This window comes from Brachybacterium sp. p3-SID1565 (assembly GCF_025143785.1).
In the GTDB taxonomy this organism is placed as follows: domain Bacteria; phylum Actinomycetota; class Actinomycetes; order Actinomycetales; family Dermabacteraceae; genus Brachybacterium; species Brachybacterium epidermidis.
In genome coordinates this window covers 1-19,116 of sequence record NZ_JAMBDS010000036.1, presented here as the reverse complement: position 1 = coordinate 19,116, position 19,116 = coordinate 1, and the positions used below count along the sequence as shown (strand labels likewise).

The 19,116-nt window shown below is 68.6% G+C and carries 18 protein-coding genes; 10 read left to right on the top strand and 8 right to left on the bottom strand.

The genetic code is table 11. The annotated features are described in order from the left end of the window. Nucleotides 1–783 (top strand): SDR family NAD(P)-dependent oxidoreductase, encoded by a 783-nt coding sequence (locus M4D54_RS09510; RefSeq protein WP_193864956.1) that lies wholly within the window; start codon nt 1–3, stop codon nt 781–783. Nucleotides 784–907: 124 nt separating this feature from the next. Here the strand turns inward: M4D54_RS09510 and M4D54_RS09505 are convergent, their stop codons facing one another. Both M4D54_RS09505 and M4D54_RS09500 read right to left on the bottom strand, forming a co-directional pair. Beyond that, complete coding sequence (locus M4D54_RS09505) at nt 908–2,143, bottom strand: carbohydrate kinase family protein (RefSeq protein WP_259891099.1); 1,236 nt, start codon at nt 2,141–2,143, stop codon at nt 908–910. Then, nucleotides 2,140–2,346, bottom strand: a complete 207-nt coding sequence (locus M4D54_RS09500) for a hypothetical protein (protein WP_259891097.1) — start codon at nt 2,344–2,346, stop codon at nt 2,140–2,142. Before M4D54_RS09500 ends, M4D54_RS09505 begins: the two co-directional genes overlap by 4 nt. Before the next feature lie 141 nt (nt 2,347–2,487). Here M4D54_RS09500 and M4D54_RS09495 point away from each other — a divergent pair, with 141 nt between their 5' ends. From M4D54_RS09495 to M4D54_RS09480, 4 genes are all read left to right on the top strand, one after another. Further along, nucleotides 2,488–3,258, top strand: a complete 771-nt coding sequence (locus tag M4D54_RS09495; protein ID WP_259891095.1) for a DeoR/GlpR family DNA-binding transcription regulator — start codon at nt 2,488–2,490, stop codon at nt 3,256–3,258. Then, nucleotides 3,255–4,745, top strand: coding sequence for a 6-phospho-beta-glucosidase (locus tag M4D54_RS09490; protein WP_259891094.1), 1,491 nt, complete (start codon nt 3,255–3,257; stop codon nt 4,743–4,745). Before M4D54_RS09495 ends, M4D54_RS09490 begins: the two co-directional genes overlap by 4 nt. Nucleotides 4,746–4,934: 189 nt before the next feature. Continuing rightward, on the top strand, nt 4,935–6,188 hold the full coding sequence (locus tag M4D54_RS09485) for an ATP-binding protein (protein WP_259891093.1): 1,254 nt from the start codon (nt 4,935–4,937) through the stop codon (nt 6,186–6,188). Nucleotides 6,189–6,473: 285 nt separating this feature from the next. Continuing rightward, nucleotides 6,474–7,202, top strand: coding sequence for a hypothetical protein (locus tag M4D54_RS09480; RefSeq protein ID WP_259891092.1), 729 nt, complete (start codon nt 6,474–6,476; stop codon nt 7,200–7,202). Between the two features lie 90 nt (nt 7,203–7,292). Here M4D54_RS09480 and M4D54_RS09475 read toward each other — a convergent pair whose 3' ends face one another. Further along, a complete protein-coding gene (locus M4D54_RS09475; RefSeq protein WP_259891091.1) occupies nt 7,293–8,129 on the bottom strand; it encodes an aldo/keto reductase in 837 nt (278 codons plus the stop codon). A gap of 259 nt (nt 8,130–8,388) precedes the next feature. Continuing rightward, on the bottom strand, nt 8,389–8,511 hold the full coding sequence (locus M4D54_RS09470; RefSeq protein WP_259891089.1) for a hypothetical protein: 123 nt from the start codon (nt 8,509–8,511) through the stop codon (nt 8,389–8,391). A gap of 127 nt (nt 8,512–8,638) precedes the next feature. On the opposite strand from M4D54_RS09470, the gene M4D54_RS09465 reads away from it, so the two are divergent. From M4D54_RS09465 to M4D54_RS09450, 4 genes are all read left to right on the top strand, one after another. Continuing rightward, nucleotides 8,639–9,070: a (deoxy)nucleoside triphosphate pyrophosphohydrolase gene (locus tag M4D54_RS09465; RefSeq protein WP_311199694.1), complete on the top strand. Its 432-nt coding sequence runs from the start codon at nt 8,639–8,641 to the stop codon at nt 9,068–9,070. Next, nucleotides 9,067–12,204, top strand: coding sequence for a DUF3427 domain-containing protein (locus M4D54_RS09460; protein ID WP_259891087.1), 3,138 nt, complete (start codon nt 9,067–9,069; stop codon nt 12,202–12,204). The genes M4D54_RS09465 and M4D54_RS09460 overlap by 4 nt, the downstream gene beginning before the upstream one ends. A 350-nt stretch (nt 12,205–12,554) precedes the next feature. Then, nucleotides 12,555–13,244 carry a hypothetical protein gene (locus M4D54_RS09455; RefSeq protein ID WP_259891086.1) on the top strand — a complete coding sequence of 230 codons (690 nt, stop codon included), beginning with the start codon at nt 12,555–12,557 and terminating at the stop codon, nt 13,242–13,244. 143 nt (nt 13,245–13,387) lie between these two features. Further along, nucleotides 13,388–14,629 (top strand): ATP-binding protein, encoded by a 1,242-nt coding sequence (locus M4D54_RS09450; protein ID WP_193864966.1) that lies wholly within the window; start codon nt 13,388–13,390, stop codon nt 14,627–14,629. A gap of 7 nt (nt 14,630–14,636) precedes the next feature. On the opposite strand, the gene M4D54_RS09445 is transcribed toward M4D54_RS09450, so the two are convergent. From M4D54_RS09445 to M4D54_RS09435, 3 genes are read right to left on the bottom strand one after another with little or no spacing between them, the layout of a single operon-like run. Then, entirely contained in the window at nt 14,637–16,175 is a 1,539-nt protein-coding gene (locus tag M4D54_RS09445; protein ID WP_193864967.1) for an alpha-L-fucosidase, read from the bottom strand. A gap of 57 nt (nt 16,176–16,232) precedes the next feature. Continuing rightward, a complete protein-coding gene (locus M4D54_RS09440) occupies nt 16,233–16,577 on the bottom strand; it encodes a hypothetical protein (protein WP_193864968.1) in 345 nt (114 codons plus the stop codon). Continuing rightward, on the bottom strand, nt 16,574–16,855 hold the full coding sequence (locus tag M4D54_RS09435; protein WP_017823480.1) for a hypothetical protein: 282 nt from the start codon (nt 16,853–16,855) through the stop codon (nt 16,574–16,576). The genes M4D54_RS09440 and M4D54_RS09435 overlap by 4 nt, the downstream gene beginning before the upstream one ends. Nucleotides 16,856–16,958: 103 nt before the next feature. Here M4D54_RS09435 and M4D54_RS09430 point away from each other — a divergent pair, with 103 nt between their 5' ends. Continuing rightward, nucleotides 16,959–18,590 carry a M81 family metallopeptidase gene (locus M4D54_RS09430; RefSeq protein WP_193864969.1) on the top strand — a complete coding sequence of 544 codons (1,632 nt, stop codon included), beginning with the start codon at nt 16,959–16,961 and terminating at the stop codon, nt 18,588–18,590. Nucleotides 18,591–18,648: 58 nt separating this feature from the next. Here M4D54_RS09430 and M4D54_RS09425 read toward each other — a convergent pair. Continuing rightward, the coding region (locus M4D54_RS09425; protein ID WP_259891085.1) for a transposase at nt 18,649–19,116 on the bottom strand (468 nt) is incomplete at its 5' end.

The window sequence follows — 19,116 nt, the reverse complement described above, 5'->3', positions numbered from 1 at the left end:
ATGGGGCAGAATCGCACCTTCGACGGGCGGCGGGCGCTGGTGGTGGGCGGCGCCCACGGCATCGGCGCGGCCTGCGCGGCACGCTTCGCCCGGGACGGTGCCCAGGTCGCCGTGGCGGATCTCGATCTCGATGCCGCGCGCGCGACGGTCGTGACCCTGGCGGGGGCCAGCGCCGCTCCTCACCTCGCGGTGCAGATGGACATCACCGATCCCGGGTCGGTGGACGCAGCCGTGGCTGAGGTGGTGAAGCAGCTGGGCGGGCTGGACGTGCTGGCGAATGTGGCCGGCGGCGACGACACCGGCTACCCCGCCTTCGATGACCTCGACGACGAGACCTGGACGCGGATGCTGGACTGGAACCTCCTGGGGCCTGTGCGTGCCACCCGGGCCGCACTCCCCCACCTGCGCGCCAGCGATCATGCGGCGGTGGTGAGTGTGTCCTCGGTGAATGCCCTGATGGCGTTCGGTGGCCCGCCCTACTCCGCGGCGAAGCGCGGGCTGCTCTCGGTGACGCAGAACCTGGCCGCCGAGCTCGCACCCGACGGGATCCGGGTGAACGCCGTGGCGCCCGGCACCGTGCGCACCCGCGTGTGGGGCGAGGACGGCAAGGAGTCCGAGCGTATGCGGCACATGTATCCGCTGGGCCGGGTGGGTGAGCCGGAGGACATCGCCGCGGCCGTGGCGTTCCTGGCCTCCGACGATGCCTCCTGGATCACCGGCCACACGCTCCCGGTGGACGGCGGCGTGCTCCTACGGGGGCCTGGGCCCGGCGACCTCGGGTAGGTGCGCGGCGCCGGGGCAGGCGAGCATGGGACCTGCGCCTAGCCGCAGCAGCCCTCACGTTCCCCTGGTGGCCTGCGGTGACACGGAGGGCAGGAAACCATTCGTTCAGGCCATGGGGGCTCGGTCAGTGCTGCCCGGCGTCGGAGCCGAGGGCGAAGGTGCCCTGGGCGCGGCGGCGGCCCAGCACCTGGTGGGTGGGCACCACGCCGTCCAGGAAGCGGTAGCCGTCGCGGGTGAAGGCTGCGCGCAGGTCCCCGGAATCTGCTGCGGAGCTGAGAGAGCGCCACCAGTCGGTGATGTCGCCCCAGCCGGGGGCGGCCAGGGACCCGCCGAACTGCTGCACGGCCAGGGCCGAGCACAGGGAGGCGAACTTCAGCCTCTCTACCAGGGGCCACTGCGCGAGGGTGCCCAGCACCAGGGCGGCGGCGAACACGTCGCCCGCGCCGGTGGTATCCATGGCGGTGACGGGCACGGCCGGGCAGTAGGCCTCCTCGCCGGTGGAGCCGTCGATCGCGTAGGAGCCGGCCTCGCCGTCGGTGACCACAGCCAGCGGCACGAGTTCGGCGAGCGCCCGCACGGCCCGGTCGGGACTGTCGGTGCGGGTGTAGGCCATGGCCTCCACGGCATTGGGGGTGAAGGCGTGGCAGTGCACCAGGGGTGCCAGGTCGCTGCGATCCCAGCGGCCGGTCTCGTCATAGCCGATGTCGGCGAACACCTTGGAGCCGCCCTGGGCCAGGGCCGCCCACCAGCTGGTCTCCCCGGCCAGGTCCACCACGGCGGCGCGGGCCTTGGGGGCCTTGGCGATCAGCGATGAGAGCGGTTCGGGCAGGTCGTGGCCGTGGGTGACCATGGCGCGGTCGCCGTGGGCGGCGATGGAGACGGTCAGCGGGGAGTGGAAGTCGGGGAAGCGGCGGGAGGCGCTGAGGTCGATGCCCTCCTCCTCGGCCATGGTCTGCCACATCCAGTCGGCATAGGCGTCGTCCCCGAAGCCCGCCACCAGGCCGGTGCGCAGGCCCAGGCGGGCGGCGGCGGTGGCGAGGTTGGCGATGCCGCCGGGGCTGGAGCCCATGCCCTTGCTCCACAGCTCCTCTCCCGGTGCGGGCAGGCGGTCCAGCCCGGTGAACACGATGTCGAAGAACACGGTGCCCGAGAGCAGCACGTCCAGCGGCGGGTCCTCGGGGCTGCGCTGCTCAGCCAGGGGGTCCCAGTCCCCGCAGGGGGCCGACGGGGTGGGGTCGGTGCGCTCGGGCTCAATGCCGGCGGGGCCCTGCTCGCTGCCGGCGGGGTCGGCGCCGGTCGGGCCCGGCATGTCGAGCGCGGGGTCGGCGAGGTAGGGACGGCCGGGTTCGGGCGTGGTCATGACGTGGTGGCTCCTTCGAGCATGCTGCGGATGAAGTACCGCTGGAGGAACAGGAACAGGATCACCATCGGCAGCGCGGGACCGTAGCCGCCGCCGTCGGTGCCTCCGCTGCCCCCTCCCGTATCGGATCCGGGGGCGCAGGCGGCAACGAGGCCAATCGAGCCCAGGGCAGCAGTGGAGCCGAGGAAGGTGCGGCGGCGCATGGGGTCCTCCTGGAGGTCATGAACAGCGACAGTGCTGTGACGTGGGCGACCATCGTCGCACAATCTGCACAACTCTGCACCCTTTCGATCGTCTTTGCGCGAACCTGCTCGGAGCTGCGTGATCGGTGCTACGGTTCGAGCATGCTGGTCGAGGAGCGTCACGCGGGCATCGTCGCCGCCGTGCGCCGCCGGGGCACCGTCTCGGTGGGCGAGCTCAGCAGCATGCTCTCCGTCTCCGAGGCCACGATCCGCCGCGACCTCGAGCAGCTCGCCGCCGACGGCCTGCTGCGGCGCGTGCGCGGGGGCGCCTGCACGGTGCGCGGCAGCGTGCGGCCGGAGCCCGACGCCCGCCCCTTCGAGCACGTGGCCGCCAGCGCACCGGAGTCCAAGCGCCTCATCGCCGAGCGTGCCGCGGCGCTGATCGCGGACGGTGACGTGATCGCCCTGGACATCGGCACCACCGTGGCGGCCATGTGCCCGCTGCTGATGACCCGCTCGCTGACTGTGGTCACCGCCTCCCTCGCGGTGGTGCGGGCCCTGGCCGACGCTCCTGGGATCGACATCCTGGTGCTCGGTGGGCTGCTGCGCCCCAACTACCAGTCCCTGGTGGGCACGCTCACCGAATCGGCCCTGAGGCAGGTGCGGGTCGATTCCGCCTTCCTGGGCACCTCTGGGGTGCGGGCCGACGGCACCGTGCTGGACTCCACCCCCAGCGAGGTCTCCGTCAAGCGCGGGCTGCTGGACGTGAGCGCCCGCGCCTACCTGCTGGCCGACCACGACAAGTTCCCCGGCTCGGGATTCCTCGAGGTGGCCCCTCTGTCCCGCTTCACCGGCCTGGTCACCGACCGGGCCCTCACCGCCGATCAGCTGTCCCTGCCTGACGACGAGGATCTGGAGGTCCTGCTGCCATGAAGCTCACCATCCTGGGCGGGGGCGGATTCCGCGTGCCCCTGGTGTACGAAGCGGTCGCCACCGGCGCCACCGGGCTCACCGTGGACGAGGTAGCCCTGCACGACATCGACGCGTCCCGCCTGCGCACCATCACCGCCGTGATCGAGGCCATGGGTGCCGAGCTGCAGGCCCACGGCCGGGCGGGAGCGGGGGCCGACGGCCGGGCGGGCGCGGGGGCCGACGGCCGCCCCGCCGCCCTGCCGCGCCTGGTGGTCACCACGGACCTGCGCGAGGCCGTGGCCGGCGCCGACTTCGTGTTCAGCGCCGTACGGGTGGGCGGCGCGGAGGCCCGCACGGTCGATGAGCGGGTGGCGCTGAACCTGGGGCTGCTGGGCCAGGAGACCATCGGCCCCGGCGGCCTGGCGTACGCCCTGCGCACCATCCCGGTGGCCCTGGAGATCGCCCGCACCGTGGCCGAGGCCGCACCGGGGGCGTGGGTCATCAACTTCACCAACCCCGCCGGGATCGTCACCGAGGCGATGCGCACCGTGCTGGGCGACCGCGTGGTGGGCATCTGCGACACCCCGATCGGACTGGTGCGCCGCGTGGGCCGCCTGCTGGGCGTGGACGTGGTGGCCGACGACCCGGCCACCGGCGCCCCCGTGGCCGAGGTGGACTACGTGGGCCTGAACCACCTGGGCTGGCTGCGATCCGTGCGGATCGACGGCGAGGACCGCCTGCCGGGCCTGCTGGTCGACGACGACGCCCTCGAGGAGATCGAGGAGGCCCGACTGATCGGCAAGGACTGGGTGCGGGCCGACGGCGCCCTGCCCAACGAGTACCTGTACTACTACCTGCACACCACCTCCGCCATCGAGCGGATCACCGCGGCCGCGACCACACGCGGGGAGTTCCTGGCCAAGCAGCAGGGCGACTTCTATGCGGCGGGTGAGGAGGCCACGCTCGGGGCCCGCGGGGAGGCATGCTGCTCCTCTCCCCTGGAGCTGTGGCGCGGCACGCTGCACCAGCGGGAGGCCACCTACATGGCCGAGTCCCGCGACGAGGAGCGCCGCGAGGAGGACGTGGCCGGCGGTGGCTACCAGGAAGTCGCACTGCGGCTGATGACCGCCATCGCCACCGGACGCTCCGAACAGATGATCCTGGACGTCGGCAACATCGGCGCAGGTCGGGAGCATGCCCCGGCCTCGGAGCGGATCGTTCCGGAGCTGCCGGCCGATGCGGTGCTGGAGGTGCTGTGCGTGGTCGACGGCGACGGGGTGCACCCCCAGCCCGTCGCCCCCGTGGAACTGGGGCGGCTGGGCATGATGGCCGCCCTGCGGGCCTCGGAGCGGAAGATCCTTGAGGCCGCGGTGACCGGCTCCCGGGACGCCGCCTGGCAGGGCTTCGCCACGCACCCGCTGGTCAGCTCCCCGACGCTGGGCCGGCTGCTGCTGGAGGGCTACGAGGCGGGGCACCCGCAGATCGCGGAGCTGCTCGCGCGGGGGTGAGGCGGCTGGCGCGCCTGAACCGGGATGGATCGGGCAGGGATGGGTCGCGAAACGCCGGTTCGGGCGTCGCGAACGTCCGGCCGGGGTGTCGCGAACGTCCGGCAAGGGGTACCGCGAACGTCCGACCGGGGTGTCGCGAATGTCCGGCAAGATCTGTCGCGAAACGCCGGTCACGACTAGACTGGATCCATGACATCGCTGATCACGCGGAACCTTCTCCCTCAGGCGGAGGATCTCCTCGCACACTTCCCTGCCGTCGTGATCCAGGGTGCCCGCCAGGTCGGGAAGAGCACGTTGGCGTCGATGGTCGCCGGATCCCGCCCACATGTGGCAGTGAGCTTCGACGACGACGACGTGCGGGAATCGGCCCGGCTGGATCCGCGCGCCTTCGTGCGGCAGGCCGGCGAGGGTCCCCTGGTGATCGACGAGGTGCAGCGCGAACCGTCGGTGCTGCTGGCGATCAAGTCGGCGATCGATGCGGACCGCCGTCCCGGCCGGTTCCTGATCACCGGATCCTCCGACCTGCTGCGCCTGTCGCGGTCGCCTGACTCCTTGGCCGGTCGCGCTGTGACTCTTGATCTGTTCGGCCTCAGCCAGGGGGAGCTCGCCGGCCGGAAGGAGGACTTCGCCCACTGGGTCCGCACCACGAACGGGGCCCTCACCGGGGCTGGGCACGGATGGTCGAGGGAGCAGTACGTCCAGGCGATCCTTCGCGGCGGTTACCCGGAGATCCAGCGCCTCCCGGTCAGGCTCCACGGCACCTGGTTCGACAGCTATCTGGACCGGGTGATCACCCGTGACGTCGCGGATGTCTCCCGGGGCCTGTCGAGCGATCGGCTGGCTGCTGTGCTGCGCATGGTGGCTGCGAACCAGGGCGGGGAGCTGGTGCAGGCGCGGCTGTCCGACGAGTTGTCGATCCCACGGTCATCGGTCTCGGGATACCTGAACGCCCTGTCGACGATGTACCTCACGCACGACCTGCCACCCTGGCGGGCGAACCTCACCAAGAGGGAAGTAGGCAGGCACAAGGTGGCGGTGGCCGACTCCGGTCTGGCCACGCGACTGTCGAAGCTGCGAGCCGCGCAGCTCTCGACGCTCACGGCGGCACCGCTGCTGGGTGCGCAGCTCGAGGCCTTCGTGGTCGCCCAGCTGATGGCTCAGAGGGGCTGGTCGGCCGAGGAGTTCGAGCTGTTCCACTTCCGTGATCGCGATGGCCTGGAGGTGGACGTGGTGATCGAGTTCGCGGATGGCCGCGTGTTCCTGATCGAGGTGAAGGCCTCCTCGACGTTCCGAGCCGAGCACTCCCGCGGGATCCGGGCATTGGCGCAGAGGCTGGGCGATCGCTTCGTCGGCGGCGCCGTCCTCGGCCTCACCGAGGAGACACGCCAGCTCACGGAGCAGGTGTGGGGCCTGCCGATCTCCGCGCTGTGGGAGCACCCATAGGCATCGAACCTCCCGGGGGCCCACGTACGCCGACTGACGGTGCATGACCCTCACCCCACGCTCCACTGCCAGGAGAACGGGGGTTAACCCCCAGGCCAGGTTCGGGCTGCGGTCGTACCCTGGAAGCGGTCGAGGATCTCACCCGCCCACAGCCCGGGCTCGGCCGGGAAGGGGAAACGATCGCCCGTGCAGCGCAGGCCACCGGTCTCGTCGCGGCTCAGCCACCAGCTCAGGCAGGGCCGACAGGTTCCCCTTGCCCAGACGCCTGGCCCCCTGGAGGGAAAGGTGTTCCCGCCCACCGGTCGCGGTGTGGCGATGCCTCGCCGCCGCGGCAAGTGGCTCACGCGGGACGTGCCGATCTTCTTCGGCGGGATCCTGTCGCTGGGCACCTTCGTGCTGTTCAGCTTCGGTAGCCTGGTGGGAGGTTCCGGCCTGATCGGCCCCGCTCTCGGTGCTCTCGCCGTGGGTGCCGCAGTATCCGGGGGCAGTGCCTACCTGCTGCGCAACCGCCGTCCCGCCCAGCAGCCCCTGCGGGCCGTCGGCGCCGCGGTCCCGGAGGGAACCCGCGCCCTGCTCGAGGGTGCTGTCAGCACCACCATGAAGCAGCGTCGTCGGATCGCGGAGCTGAACCGCCGCTCTACGCCCCACGCGGCTCGGCCCGTGCTGGCTCGCGCGGATGCGTTGCTGGTGCGGATCGACGCGCTGATGCGCACGGAGGTGGTGCAGTCCCGCCGCCCCTACGACGAGGACGTGATGCTGCTGGAGGGCATGAGCACCCGGTACGTGCCGGAGCTGCTGGGCGCGGTGGAGGACAACGTGGGCTTCCTGTCCTCGTTCACCCCGGGCTCCCAGCAGCAGGCGCTGCAGAACCTGCGGGCGATCGACGAGCAGCTGGCCGCTCTCAGCGACGGAGTGGACCGCATCGAGAGCGAGGTCCTCGGCGGTGCTGCCCGCTCTCTGGATGTGCAGCGGGAGTTCCTGCGCACGCGGCTCGGGGAGCAGCGCCCGTTCTGACCCCGACGCAGCAGCGGCGCCGACGCTCTGGCGCCGACGCCGCTGCGTGCACCAGACCAGTCGGATGGACCGGTCAGTGCGGGATCGTGATCAGAACCCGGGGTTGGCGGGGTCAGCGCCGATGCGGCCATCGGGGTTGTCCAGGCCGTTGATCTTCTCGATCTCCTCGCTGGTGAGCTCGAGCTCGACCGAGGCGAAGTTGGAGACGATCCGCTCCGGGGTCACCGACTTGGGGATCACCACGTTGCCGATGGCCAGGTGCCAGGCGATGATCACCTGGCCGGGGTCGGCATCATGGGCCTCGGCGATCTCGGTGATGACCTCGTTCTGCAGGATGTCGCCGCCCTGGCCCAGCGGGCTCCACGCCTCGGTGACGATGTCGTGCTTGGCGTGGTAGGCGCGCAGCTCGCCCTGCTGGAACTCGGGGTGCAGCTCGATCTGGTGCATCACCGGTACCACGCCGGTCTCGGAGATGATCTCCTCCAGCTGCTCGATTGGGAAGTTGGAGACGCCGATCGACTTGGCCTTGCCCTCCTTCTGCAGCTCGATGAGGGCCTTCCAGGACTCCAGGTACTTCCCGCGCTGAGGGCTGGCCCAGTGGATCAGGTACAGGTCCACGTAGTCCATGTCGAGCTTCTCCAGCGAGGTCTCCAGGGCCTTCTTCGCGGAGTCGAAGCCCTGGTCGCCGTTGGCGAGCTTGGTGGTGATGAACAGGTCCTCGCGGGCGATGCCGGACTCCTTCACGGCGCGGCCCACGCCGCCCTCGTTCTCGTAGCCGGCTGCGGTGTCGATGTGCCGGTAGCCGGCCTTGATGGCCTGCACGACGACGTCAGCGGCGACCTCGTCCTCGACCTGCCACACGCCGTAGCCGAGCTGGGGGACGGAGTTGCCGTCGTTGAAGGACACGGTGGGAACGTTCGCGGTCATGCGTTGCCTCCTGTGGGTGGATCGGGTGTGGTCCAGCGTAGAGCGCGGCGCGGGCGGGCTTGCAGGGGCCGTCCAGGTGGTCGGTGCAGGCCGGGCCGGCGCAGGCCAGGCCAGCGCCGCTGGTCATGCCCGATCGCCGGGGGCATGTTCCCGGCAGCCCTACTCCTCCGTCATCAGGGACTGCACATTCCCATCGGCGGCCTCGAGCACGCGCCGTATGAACTCAGTACCGGTGATCCCGGCCGGATTCGTCGACGCCTCAGATGTGTGCCGGGCCGTGGTCACGGGTGTCGGTGGTCTTGCGGCCGGCAGCCTTCTCGTAGGCGATGGCACGGCTCTCGACCTCGAGATTCGACGTGGTGAGCAGCTTCGATGGCTTCATGGCCGCGAGCATTGCACGAAGAACCGACATTCGAGCGAAAAATTTCGGTAGTTGGCAATACGAGCTCGCCAGCGAGAGCCGGTCCGTAGTATCAGATGTGTTCGGGATCTGTAGAGGAGCGCACCCCGTGAGCGACCAGCACATCCACGTCGTGGGCGCCATCATCCAGCGCGGTGACACAGTTTTTGCTGCTCGTCGCAACCCTGACCGTAGTGCCGGGGGTCTGTGGGAGTTCCCCGGGGGAAAGGTCGAGGGTGGAGAGTCCCCCGAAGAGGCGCTAAGACGAGAGCTCCGCGAAGAACTCGGCGTCGAGGTCACTGTGGGTTCTCTCGTCGACACCAGCATCGGCGACGTTGCCTCCACGACCATCGAGCTCGCCTGCTACTACGTCGAGCTCTGCGGTCCTGATCCCCGCTCGAGTACCGATCATGATGCGATGACCTGGGTCCCGCTGGATCGGCTCGACACACTCGACTGGGCACCTGGCGATATCCCCATCATTGCGCGCCTACCCCAGCTACTAAGCCGGAACGAGCGCACAGCGGAGCGACCCTCATGAGCACAGACCCTCTCGACCCGGGATTGTACGAACTACTCGTCACAGCGGGAATGAGCGATCTGCTGCGGGACGCAGATTCCAGCGGACTCGTGCCGGTGACAGCTGAGGTCGATAGCGCGGACGTGGCTCACGTTCTTACTCAGCACATCTCCACCGCCCTCAGCCAGGTTCTCGCCACGCTGCCCCGTGAAGAGCAGGTGGAGCTTGCGAACCGTGTTCTGCAAGCGCTCCCCCCATCGGAACCCGCGGCGACCGTCGTCCCTGGCCCGCGCATGCTGACTTCCGTGAGTCAGCCGCCGGCACCCGCCCTGCCTCGACCATCCACACCATTGAGCGACGTTGCTCTCTTCACCAACTCGCGTATGGACCCCCAGCTGGGTTCCGAGCTCCGTCTCGAGATGGCGAGTGCCGATCGCATCGACCTTCTGTGCGCCTTCGTGCAGTGGAGCGGTATTCGAGTACTCGAGGATGCGCTCCGCGCCGCCGCCGAACGTGGGGTCAAAATTAGGGTGTTGACGACTACCTACATCGGAGCAACCGATCGCAAAGCGCTCGACTACTTCGTCCAGGCCCTGAATGCTGAGGTTCGCGTCAACTACGACGCCAAGTCCACGCATTTGCACGCCAAAGCGTGGATGTTCCACCGCGCCAGCGGGTACACCACGGCGTACGTCGGCAGCTCCAACATGAGCCGCGCCGCCCTTGTCGATGGGCTCGAATGGAACGTTCGGCTTTCTCGCCAGGCCACTCCCAGTCTCCTGGACAAGTTCGAGTCCACCTTCGACACCTACTGGGACGACGCTGCCTTCGCCACGTACGACCCGGAAAGAGATGCCGCGTACCTCGACACGCTGCTCGCCCAGAACAGCGGTCGAAGCACCAGTGCATCCCTTGATGTCAGCCACCTCGATGTTCGCCCCTACCCACATCAGCAGGCGATGCTCAGTGATCTCACCTCAGAGCGCGAGGTCCACGGGCGGCACCAGAACCTCCTCGTTGCAGCGACGGGAACGGGCAAGACGGTGGTTGCCGCTCTGGACTACAAGCGGCAATGCCGTTCCCCTGGCCTGCGACCGACGCTGCTGTTCGTTGCGCATCGCAAAGAGATCCTGGAGCAAGCGCTTCGAACGTACCGAGATGTACTGAAGGATGGGAGCTTCGGCGAGCTATTCGTCGGAAACTCCAAACCGGTACGAGGCCAGCATGTTTTCGCATCGATCCAATCGATAGCTCGACCTGATGCGCTCCACCGTTGGGCGCGTGAGCGCTTCGAGATTGTCGTGATGGATGAGTTCCACCACGCCGAAGCTGCGACCTACCGGCGAGTGCTCGAGCACTTCGCACCTCGCGAGCTGCTGGGCCTCACGGCCACACCCGAGCGCGCCGATGGGGTCGATGTAGCGCAGGAGTTCTTCAACGGACGAGTCGCCAGCGAGCTGCGCCTGTGGGACGCACTCAGTGCCGACCTGCTCGTACCTTTCCACTACTTCGGTATCGCCGACGGGGTTGACCTTGGCAGCATCCGCTTCACCCGCGGTAGGTACGACGTCGACGAATTGAGCAAGCTCTACACCGGCAATACCGCGAGGGCTGCAAAGGTTCTCGCTGCTGTCCAGGACAAGGTCACTGACCCCACCCGTATGCGAGCACTCGGGTTCTGCGTCAGTGTCGACCACGCTCGCTTCATGGCTCAGGTGTTCAATGACGCTGGTCTCCCCGCCCTCGCTCTGTCCGGCGAGTCCCAGCCCCTGGAGCGCAGGCACGGTCTTGAGCGGCTGCGCGATGGCCAGCTGGCCTGCATCTTTGCCGTCGATCTGTTCAATGAGGGTCTCGACATCCCCATGATCGATACGGTCCTCATGCTGCGCCCAACGCAGTCCGCCACGATCTTCCTTCAACAGCTGGGGCGAGGGCTGCGTCGCGCAGACGACAAGGCCGTCCTGACGGTCCTCGACTTCGTCGGCCACCAGAACCAAGCCTTCCGCTTCGACTTGAAGTACCGCGCACTCACCGGCCTCTCCAGGAACAAGCTCGAGCACAGCATCGAAGCCGGGTTCCCCTTCCTCCCCCCGGGGTCCCAGATCGTCTTCGATTGCGTGGCCGAGGAGATCGTCCTCGAGAACGTCCGCAAGCAGCTGAAGCTCAGCACCAAGGATCTGGTTGTCGACGTCCGTCAGCACAAGCCGGACGAGGTCCCGGCCAGCGACTACACGCTTACCAACTACCTGCGAGAAGCCGAGCGCTCTCTCGCCGACGTCTACACTCCTCCCACCCGCAGCTTCCAAGGACAAAAGAGGCCCTCGAGCTGGTCAACCCTGGTGGATTGGGCCTTCCCTTCCTCAAGAACCGTCGTTAGCACCGACACCGATGACGTGCTGCTCCGGCGCGTGGGGGCGTTGACCCATGTGGATGATCCAGACCGAATCCGTGCGTACCGGGAGCTCCTCACCTCCAAAGAACCCGTCGGCAACGGGGTAGATCAGCTCTACGCATCGATGCTGTACCACTCGTTCTGGCCCAGCGAAGGGCCGGGCCTGGAGAGGGGCATCGAGCTGATCCGTTCGCGCCCACGAGTGGTGGAGGAAATCATTAGGCTTCTCGACTTCCTCGCACTCAAATCTCGAGTGAATCCGCAGTCCCTACCAGGCAATCTTCGAATGACGCCATTGCGCTCGCATGCCCGGTACTCACGCGAAGAGCTCCTTGCCGGGCTCGGAATGGGAACGCTGGACAAGGGTGTACCGGGTTCCATCCGGGAGGGCGTGAAATGGCTGCCCTCGATGAGAACCGATGCACTCATGGTGACGCTGAAGAAGTCAGAGGCGGACTACTCTCCCACCACCATGTACCGGGACTTCGCGATCAACCAAGACGCCTTCCATTGGGAGTCCCAGAGCACGACGAGTTCCGCTAGCCCCACTGGCCGGCGCTACATCGAGCACGAGGTACTCGGGACCAGCGTCGTCCTTTTTGTACGGCGAGCAAAGACGGGCGACATTGGGACAGAACCGTACACCTGCCTGGGGACGGTCCGCTTCGACCACAGCACGGGCTCTCGACCGATGCAGATCGTATGGAAACTGGACCGCGAGATGCCTGTGGAGCTGTTCCTCGCGGCTAAGGCCGCCGCGTAACCCACCCCACTGCATCGCCCCGATCCCTCCACATGCGTGGAAGACCCCGCTACCATCCCTCACGCTGCCCGCGGGCAGGACGGCACGGCCCTCACGGGCCGCCGCCCCGAATCCCCGACGCACAGGAGTAGCTCGTGTCCGAGCCTTCCTCGCAGGCGGGAGCCGGAGACAACCGGCCCCCGCAGAACCAGGCACGCCCCGCTGCGCCCGGCGTGCGTGTGAACAGCCCCCACGTGGTGCCGCAGGGGCCCGCCCCGCAGTCCCCGGAGATCCAGCCGCCCGCCGCTGGCGCACAGTTCCAGCCAGTTCCCACCGCTGGCCCTCAGCCGTCTACCGGCCCGTCTGCTGCAGTGAGTCAGCCTCCATCGGGCGCGCAGCAGCCCCGGCCCCCCGCCGCGCCCGCACCTGGTGTCAGTCGCGCCGCTCCCCCACCGGATGACCTGTTCGCAGGCTCGGCCGCGCCGCCCGACGAGGACTCCCCGAACCACGCCCGGAACCTGCTGGCCTGCGGAGGCTGCCTGCTGCTGGCGCTGCTGCTGGCCGCGGGGCTCTTCTTCGGGTACCAGTGGATCACCCCGGAGGAGGGCTCCTACAAGCACCCGGAGACCCCCACCACCGAGCAGTCCGAAGGCCCGGCCGAGGAGGAGCAGCCCTCCGAGGAGGAACCGGTCGAGGAGGTCTCCCCCGCGCCCGAGGGTGCGCAGGAGCTCAGTGCCCTGGTCTCCCCCAGTGGGAACATCCACTGCACACTCAGCGGTGATGACGTCTCCTGCAGCCTCGAGGAGCACTTCCTGGAGAACAACACCGGCGGCGAGTGCACCGAGGACGTCCCCTTCGCCGTGCGCGTGGGCGCCCAGGGCGAACCGCAGCTGGACTGCGGGCAGAGCGTTGCCAGCGGTGATGCCACGGAGCTGGCCTATGGGGAGTCCGCGAAGAACGGCAACGTGGCCTGCACCAGCGAATCCTCCGGGATGACCTGCTGGAACACCCGCACTGGGAAGGGCTTCACGGTCGCGAAGGACACGTACGAGACGTTCTGAGCCGGTGCGCCCCGCGCGGATGCGTCTGGAGACCGCACCCGCCGTGCAGCAACTATCGGGACCGCACGTCCCGTTAACGTTAGCAGGGCACGCATGCGTTGCTAACGTTAACAGCGACACGCCAGGCTGTTAACGTTAGCAACATGCGCCGCTCCGTGAATTGTCCCTTCAGCGTCCAGCCCGATGTGGTCCCACCCATATGGGCCGGCCGTCATGACGAGATCAACGACTGGGTCGACATCGTGCGGCCTCGACGCGTGGACGGTCTGTCGGAGCGACCGCGCCTGATTCTGGGAGAGGCTGGTCTCGGCAAGTCCACGCTCGTCGGGTACATCACGGAGGACGCGAAGCAGCGTGGGGACCTCGTGACCGGTCAGCTGCGCATTCCGCTCGGTGCCGACCCGCTGTCGATCCTGGCGAGCGCTCTGGTCGATCTCTCCGGCGAGATCGGCTTCAACAAGGCCGACGCGAAGATCGGCGGCCTGCTCTCCCGCGTCACCTCGATCTCGGCCAAGGGTGTCTCCATAGCGATGCGGGAGAAGGAGGCCCCGGAGGCGTTCGCAGCGGTACGGGAGCTGATGATCCGCATCGGCGAGGCCGCGGTGGCCAGGAAGGACACGGTCATCCTGATCCACCTCGACGAGGTCCAGAACATCACTGACGAGGCGGTGCTGTCCCAGCTGCTCATCGTCCTCGGGGACGTCACAGCGACCAGGGTCGGCGTCAGGACGGCGTCGAACATGACCATCGAGCGCTACCTGCCGATCGCGGTCTACCTCACCGGACTTCCGGACTTCTGGGACATCGCTTCGGCGAGGCGAGGAGCGACCTTCGGTCGTCGGTTCGACCGTAGGGTCCTCTCACCGCTGAGCGACAAGGACCTCGAATCCGCTCTGCAGTCCTTCGTGATGGACGGCTGGCCGGTGCCGGATGGGGAGGGAGGCACGACTCGAATCGGGATGCAGCCCGATGCTCGGGACGCGATTCTCGACCTCTGCCAGGGCGAGCCCTTCCTCTTCCAGCTCGCCGGCTACCACGCCTGGTACGCCGGGGACTCGGAGATCATCACACGCGAACAGGTGCTGCACGGCTGGCGGACGGCCAAGCGTGAGGCCTTGTCCCATGTCGAACGGATCCTCGAGCGGCTTCCGGAGCGTGAGGAGCAGATGATCCAGGCGATGGCGGCTCTTCCTCCCGAGGAGCGATCGCTGAAGAACATCGCCCGCGAGATGGGCTATTCCAACTCGACGCAGGTCGCCTCTTTCGCGAGACGATTGGACACGACACGCGGCCTCATCAACCGCGGCGCGGTGTACAGCTTCCGTCACCGCGCGCTCGAGGCACATCTCGTTCGTGACTGGCCGGAGATCCCCGCGGGGCACTGAGCCGAGGTCAAGCCAGTGGGCCTGACCGTACCGGCAGCGTCACCACCGCCACCGGATCGCTGGCATCACCCGGCGTGAGCACCACCCGGTCGCCGTCCACGTGGGCGGCGGCCGGCTCCTCCTGCTGGTCATCGTCGTCATCGCGGTCGGGACCGTCGGGCACCGAGCGGGCGTCGTCCGCGCGGTCGGCGTCCTCCCGCTCACCCGGGCCTACCGAACCGGCCGCTTCGTCGGTGCCGTCGCTGGCGCCACCGGCGGCGCCCTTCTTCTCGCCGCGCTCGGGCACCTCGGCGAGCTCACGGATCGCGGCGGAGACCTCGGCGCTGAGCCGCACCTCACCGGCCTCGGGGTCCAGCAGCAGCACGTGCAGCTGCTCCTGGCCGGTGCCGTCGGTCCCGCGAGTGAACCGCACACCCTCCGGCGGGGTCCTCACGGCCTCGTGCATCCAGGGGCGGGTCGCGTAGATCGCCTCGCCGTACTCGTTGATCCACGCGCCCAGCTCCTCCAGGGCGAGGGTCTGCAGCTCGGGGATGGTGCCGTCGGCGCGGGGGCCGATGTTCAGCAGCAGGTTGCCGTTCTTGGAGACCACGTCCACCAGCAGACGGATCACCTCAGCGCCCGTCAGGGCGTGTTCGGCGGATTCGTCGTGGTTGAAGCCGAAGCTCAGGCCCAGGCCGCGGGTGGCCTCGAACACCTCGTCCTGCACGGAGTCGATGTCCTGGTACTCGCGGGTGGCCACGCCGTGCACGGGCACGCCCCAGCGGTCGTTGACCATGCCGCCGGGCACCTTCTGGAGGTACTCGCGGAAGATCTGCTGCAGGGAGTTTGGGCCGTCGTGCTTGCCGGCATCGGGCCAGTCGATGTCGTTCCACAGGATGTCCGGGGAGAACCTGTCGATCAGCTCGCGTAGCTGGGCGGCGGCGAAGGCCGCGAACTCCTCGTCATTGCGGCGGAAGGAGAACAGCTCCTCGTGGGAGGTGATGGGCCCGAAGTCGCTCTCGTGCCAGTCCAGCGCCCCGGAGTAGTACAGGCCGAAGCGCAGACCGGCAGCACGAGCGGCCTCCTCGAGCTTCGCGATCAGGTCACGGCCCGGCTTGTGGTGGGCAGCGGTGAAGTCGGTGGTCTGGCTGTCCCACAGGCAGAAGCCGTCGTGGTGCTTGGAGGTGGGCACCAGGTACTTCGCGCCGGCCTTGCGGGCCAGCTGCACCATGGCGGCGGGGCTGGACCGGATCGGTTCCCACGAGTCGGCGAAGTCCTCGTAGTCGTGGTCCTCCCCGAACAGCTTCAGGTGCCGCTCGCGGGTGGGGCTGCCCTCGATGCGCACGGTGTTGGCGTACCACTCGGCGTACTGGTGGCGGGCGTAGGCGTTGTCCTCGGTGACGTCGGAGCGGTCCAGCACATCGGCCCAGCCGGGCACGGAGAACAGACCCCAGTGGATGAAGATGCCGAACTTGGCGTCGCGGTACCAGTCCGGGACGGTGAGATCGGGGTAGGCGCTCGCGGGGGCGGCGTCCTCGGGGCCGTGGCGGTCATCGAAGCTGATCATCAGGGTCTCCTGCGAGGTCGGGGGGGCGCCCTTCCACCGTATCGGGAGTCGTGGCACCTACCTGGAGGTGGGCCCAAGGTTGGCTGCGGCGCGTACGTAAGCATCCATGTCGTATCGCTCACCGGCGGCGATGGCCTCGACCATCATCCCGTGGAGCCCACCGTGTCGCTCGCGATAGACCAGGCGGTATCGGGGCCTGGTGGCGTGTTCGGGATCCGGGTCGAGGTAGACCTTCCGGCAGTCGGAGAGGTCACCGATGGCGGGGTGGTCGTAGAGCGGAGCGCCGCTGGCCTCCCCGCGTGCAAGCGAGAACAGCATCTCGATCGCTGCCTTCTGGACGTCCTTCGGCAGCGCCTTGAGATCGTCCTTGAACGCCGGGATCCAGCGGAAAGGGAGGCTCACGCGAAGTCAGCGGGGTCGAAGCCGAGCTCGGTCAGGAGAGAGTCGCTGTCGGAGGACGGCTGGCTCATACGGGACGCGAGGGTCTCGGCGAGTTCGAGGTCCTCGAGGATCGATTCGAGACGCTCGTAGAGCTCGAAGGGGATGATGGCTGCCTGGGGCTTGCGGTGCGCGCCGAAGACGAGGGGCTCGGCCGTCACCCCCTCGACCTGGAACCGGGCGAGGGCAGCGCCGATCTCCTCGCGGGCTTCGCGGCTGGTTCGTACCTGGGTGATCGCCATGGCGAAAGGATACCACCAACGTGTACACATTTGTGTACCTCACTTGCTGCTGCGAGGATGGCCCCACCCGCCATCAACCGCTTAAGTCCGGGAGGGCCTCCTCATGAACCGTCGCACCGAGCCCCACAGGTCTGAGCCTCGCAGGCCCCGTATCGGCATCGCCGGTATCGCCATCGAGTCCTCCACCTTCACCCCGTACCGCTCCTCCGCGGAGGACTTCGAGGTGCGCCGCGGAACCGAGCAGATCCTGGACCGCTACCCCTTCTTCACCGGGGGCTCCGCCTCGGGAAAGGCGCTGCGCGAGGCTGCCGACTACGTGGGCGTCCTGCACGCCCGTGCCCTTCCCGGGGGTCAGCTGGTGCGTGAGGTGTACGAGGGCTGGACGCAGGAGATCTGCGAGGGACTGGCCGCCGCACACGCCGAGCGGCCGCTGGACGGGTTCTACTTCGACATCCACGGCGCGATGAGCGTGGAGGGCCTGGAGGACGCCGAGGGCGATCTGATCTCCGCGATCCGTGAGGTCATCGGCCCGGACGTGGTGGTGGGCACCGCGATGGACCTGCACGGCAACGTCTCCGAGACCCTGTTCGACGCCTGCGACCTGCTCACCTGCTACCGTCACGCTCCCCACATCGACGCCTGGGAGACCCGCGAGCGGGGCCTGCGCGACCTGGTGGACGCCACCACCGCCGTCATGGCCGGTGGTCCGCTCCCCCACAAGGCGCTGGTGCACGTGCCGGTGCTGCTGCCCGGGGAGAAGACCTCCACCCGCATCGAACCGGCCCGGTCCATCTACGGCCGCATCCCCGAGCTCACCGCGCGTGAGGGCGTGACCGACGTGTCGTACTGGGTGGGCTTCGCCTGGGCCGACCAGCACCGCTGCAAGGCCGCGATCGTCGCCTTCGGGGCCGACGCGGATGCGGTGGACGCCGCCGCACTGGAGCTGGCCACCGCGGTGTGGGAGGCCCGGCACGACTTCGAGTTCGTGGCCCCCACCGGCAGCTTCGCCGACTGCCTGGACCAGGCGATCGCCAGCGAGAAGCGGCCGTTCTGGATCTCGGACTCCGGGGACAACCCCGGCGCGGGCGGCGCCGACGACACCACCCACTGCCTGGCCCAGCTGCTGGAGCGCGAGGAGATCCGGGCCGGGCAGGTGAGCGCCCTGATGGTGTCCCTGGTGGACCCGGAATCGGCCCAGGCAGCGTGGGAGATGGGCGTGGGTGGGCGCGGGGACTTACTGGTGGGCGGGCGGATCGATGCCCGTGAGCCCGGCCCGGTGCCGCTGCGCGCCGAGGTGGTGGCCCTCGACGACTCCCCCGCGACCGGGCGTGCGGCAGCCCTGCGGGTGCTGGTCCCTGCCGCGCCAGGTGCGAGCGGCAGCAGCGACGACATCGAGGGCAGCACGAGCCGGGCCAGGCAGGGCGCGGGGGCCGAGCAGTTGTCGGGCCTGACGGTGGTGGTCACTGCCCGCCGCTCCCAGTTCGCCACCGCCGACATGTTCGCCCGGCTGGGCCTGTCGATGACGGGGTTCGATGTGGTCACCGTGAAGATGGGCTACCTGGAGCCGGACCAGTACGAGGCCGCCGCCGACTGGCTGCTGGCGCTCACCCCGGGCGGTGTGGACCAGGACCTGGTGCGCCTGGGCCACTCCCGGATCGACCGGCCGATGATCCCCTTCGATGCCGACATCCCTGCCCCGTCGGCCAGAAGAGTCCGACAGGACTACCGGAGCTAATGACCTTACAAACTGGCTCTTCGTGGTTCGTGGTGAATGGGTCTGCTGTGGCGGGTATTCACGCTGCGGTTCTCGCGGCGCTGGCCAGCAGGATACGCATCCGGTAGTTCTCGGCGTTGCGGAAGCCGCGGCCGGTGCGTTTGATGTTCTTGATGCCCGTGTTCGCTGCCTCGACTCGGGCGGTGGTCGCGCCGGTGACGATGAGGACCTCGATCGCGTCCCACCAGGTCACGATGGTGTCGTAGAGCTTGGTCGCCTCGGGCATGTTCGCGATCTGGACGAAGTAGCCCATCCGCATCCGTTCGTTCCAGGCCTGGGCCAGGGTGTCGGTGGCCAGCAGGCGGCGGAGCTGCTCCTTGATGCCCCAGGCGGCGGAGAGCTCGTCGGTGGGGTCATCGGTGCCAAACACGTCCTCGAGCCGCTCCCAGGCGCGCGGGGTGAGGGTGTCAGCGCCTCGCAGCAGCAGCATCCGGTGCGCCCAGGCCGGATCGTCCTTCCTGAGTTGGACCTCTTTAGTGACCCATGT

Excerpts from the sequence above, each read along its gene's own strand:
- M4D54_RS09475 (WP_259891091.1), bottom strand. The coding sequence starts at position 8,129 with ATGACCGCGAACGTTCCCACCGTGTCCTTCAACGACGGCAACTCCGTC.
- M4D54_RS09485 (WP_259891093.1), top strand. The coding sequence starts at position 4,935 with ATGACATCGCTGATCACGCGGAACCTTCTCCCTCAGGCGGAGGATCTC.
- M4D54_RS09430 (WP_193864969.1), top strand. The coding sequence starts at position 16,959 with ATGAACCGTCGCACCGAGCCCCACAGGTCTGAGCCTCGCAGGCCCCGT.
- M4D54_RS09435 (WP_017823480.1), bottom strand. The coding sequence starts at position 16,855 with ATGGCGATCACCCAGGTACGAACCAGCCGCGAAGCCCGCGAGGAGATC.
- M4D54_RS09460 (WP_259891087.1), top strand. The coding sequence starts at position 9,067 with ATGAGCACAGACCCTCTCGACCCGGGATTGTACGAACTACTCGTCACA.
- M4D54_RS09445 (WP_193864967.1), bottom strand. The coding sequence starts at position 16,175 with ATGATCAGCTTCGATGACCGCCACGGCCCCGAGGACGCCGCCCCCGCG.
- M4D54_RS09450 (WP_193864966.1), top strand. The coding sequence starts at position 13,388 with ATGCGCCGCTCCGTGAATTGTCCCTTCAGCGTCCAGCCCGATGTGGTC.
- M4D54_RS09505 (WP_259891099.1), bottom strand. The coding sequence starts at position 2,143 with ATGACCACGCCCGAACCCGGCCGTCCCTACCTCGCCGACCCCGCGCTC.
- M4D54_RS09490 (WP_259891094.1), top strand. The coding sequence starts at position 3,255 with ATGAAGCTCACCATCCTGGGCGGGGGCGGATTCCGCGTGCCCCTGGTG.
- M4D54_RS09510 (WP_193864956.1), top strand. The coding sequence starts at position 1 with ATGGGGCAGAATCGCACCTTCGACGGGCGGCGGGCGCTGGTGGTGGGC.
- M4D54_RS09495 (WP_259891095.1), top strand. The coding sequence starts at position 2,488 with ATGCTGGTCGAGGAGCGTCACGCGGGCATCGTCGCCGCCGTGCGCCGC.
- M4D54_RS09500 (WP_259891097.1), bottom strand. The coding sequence starts at position 2,346 with ATGCGCCGCCGCACCTTCCTCGGCTCCACTGCTGCCCTGGGCTCGATT.
- M4D54_RS09470 (WP_259891089.1), bottom strand. The coding sequence starts at position 8,511 with ATGAAGCCATCGAAGCTGCTCACCACGTCGAATCTCGAGGTCGAGAGC.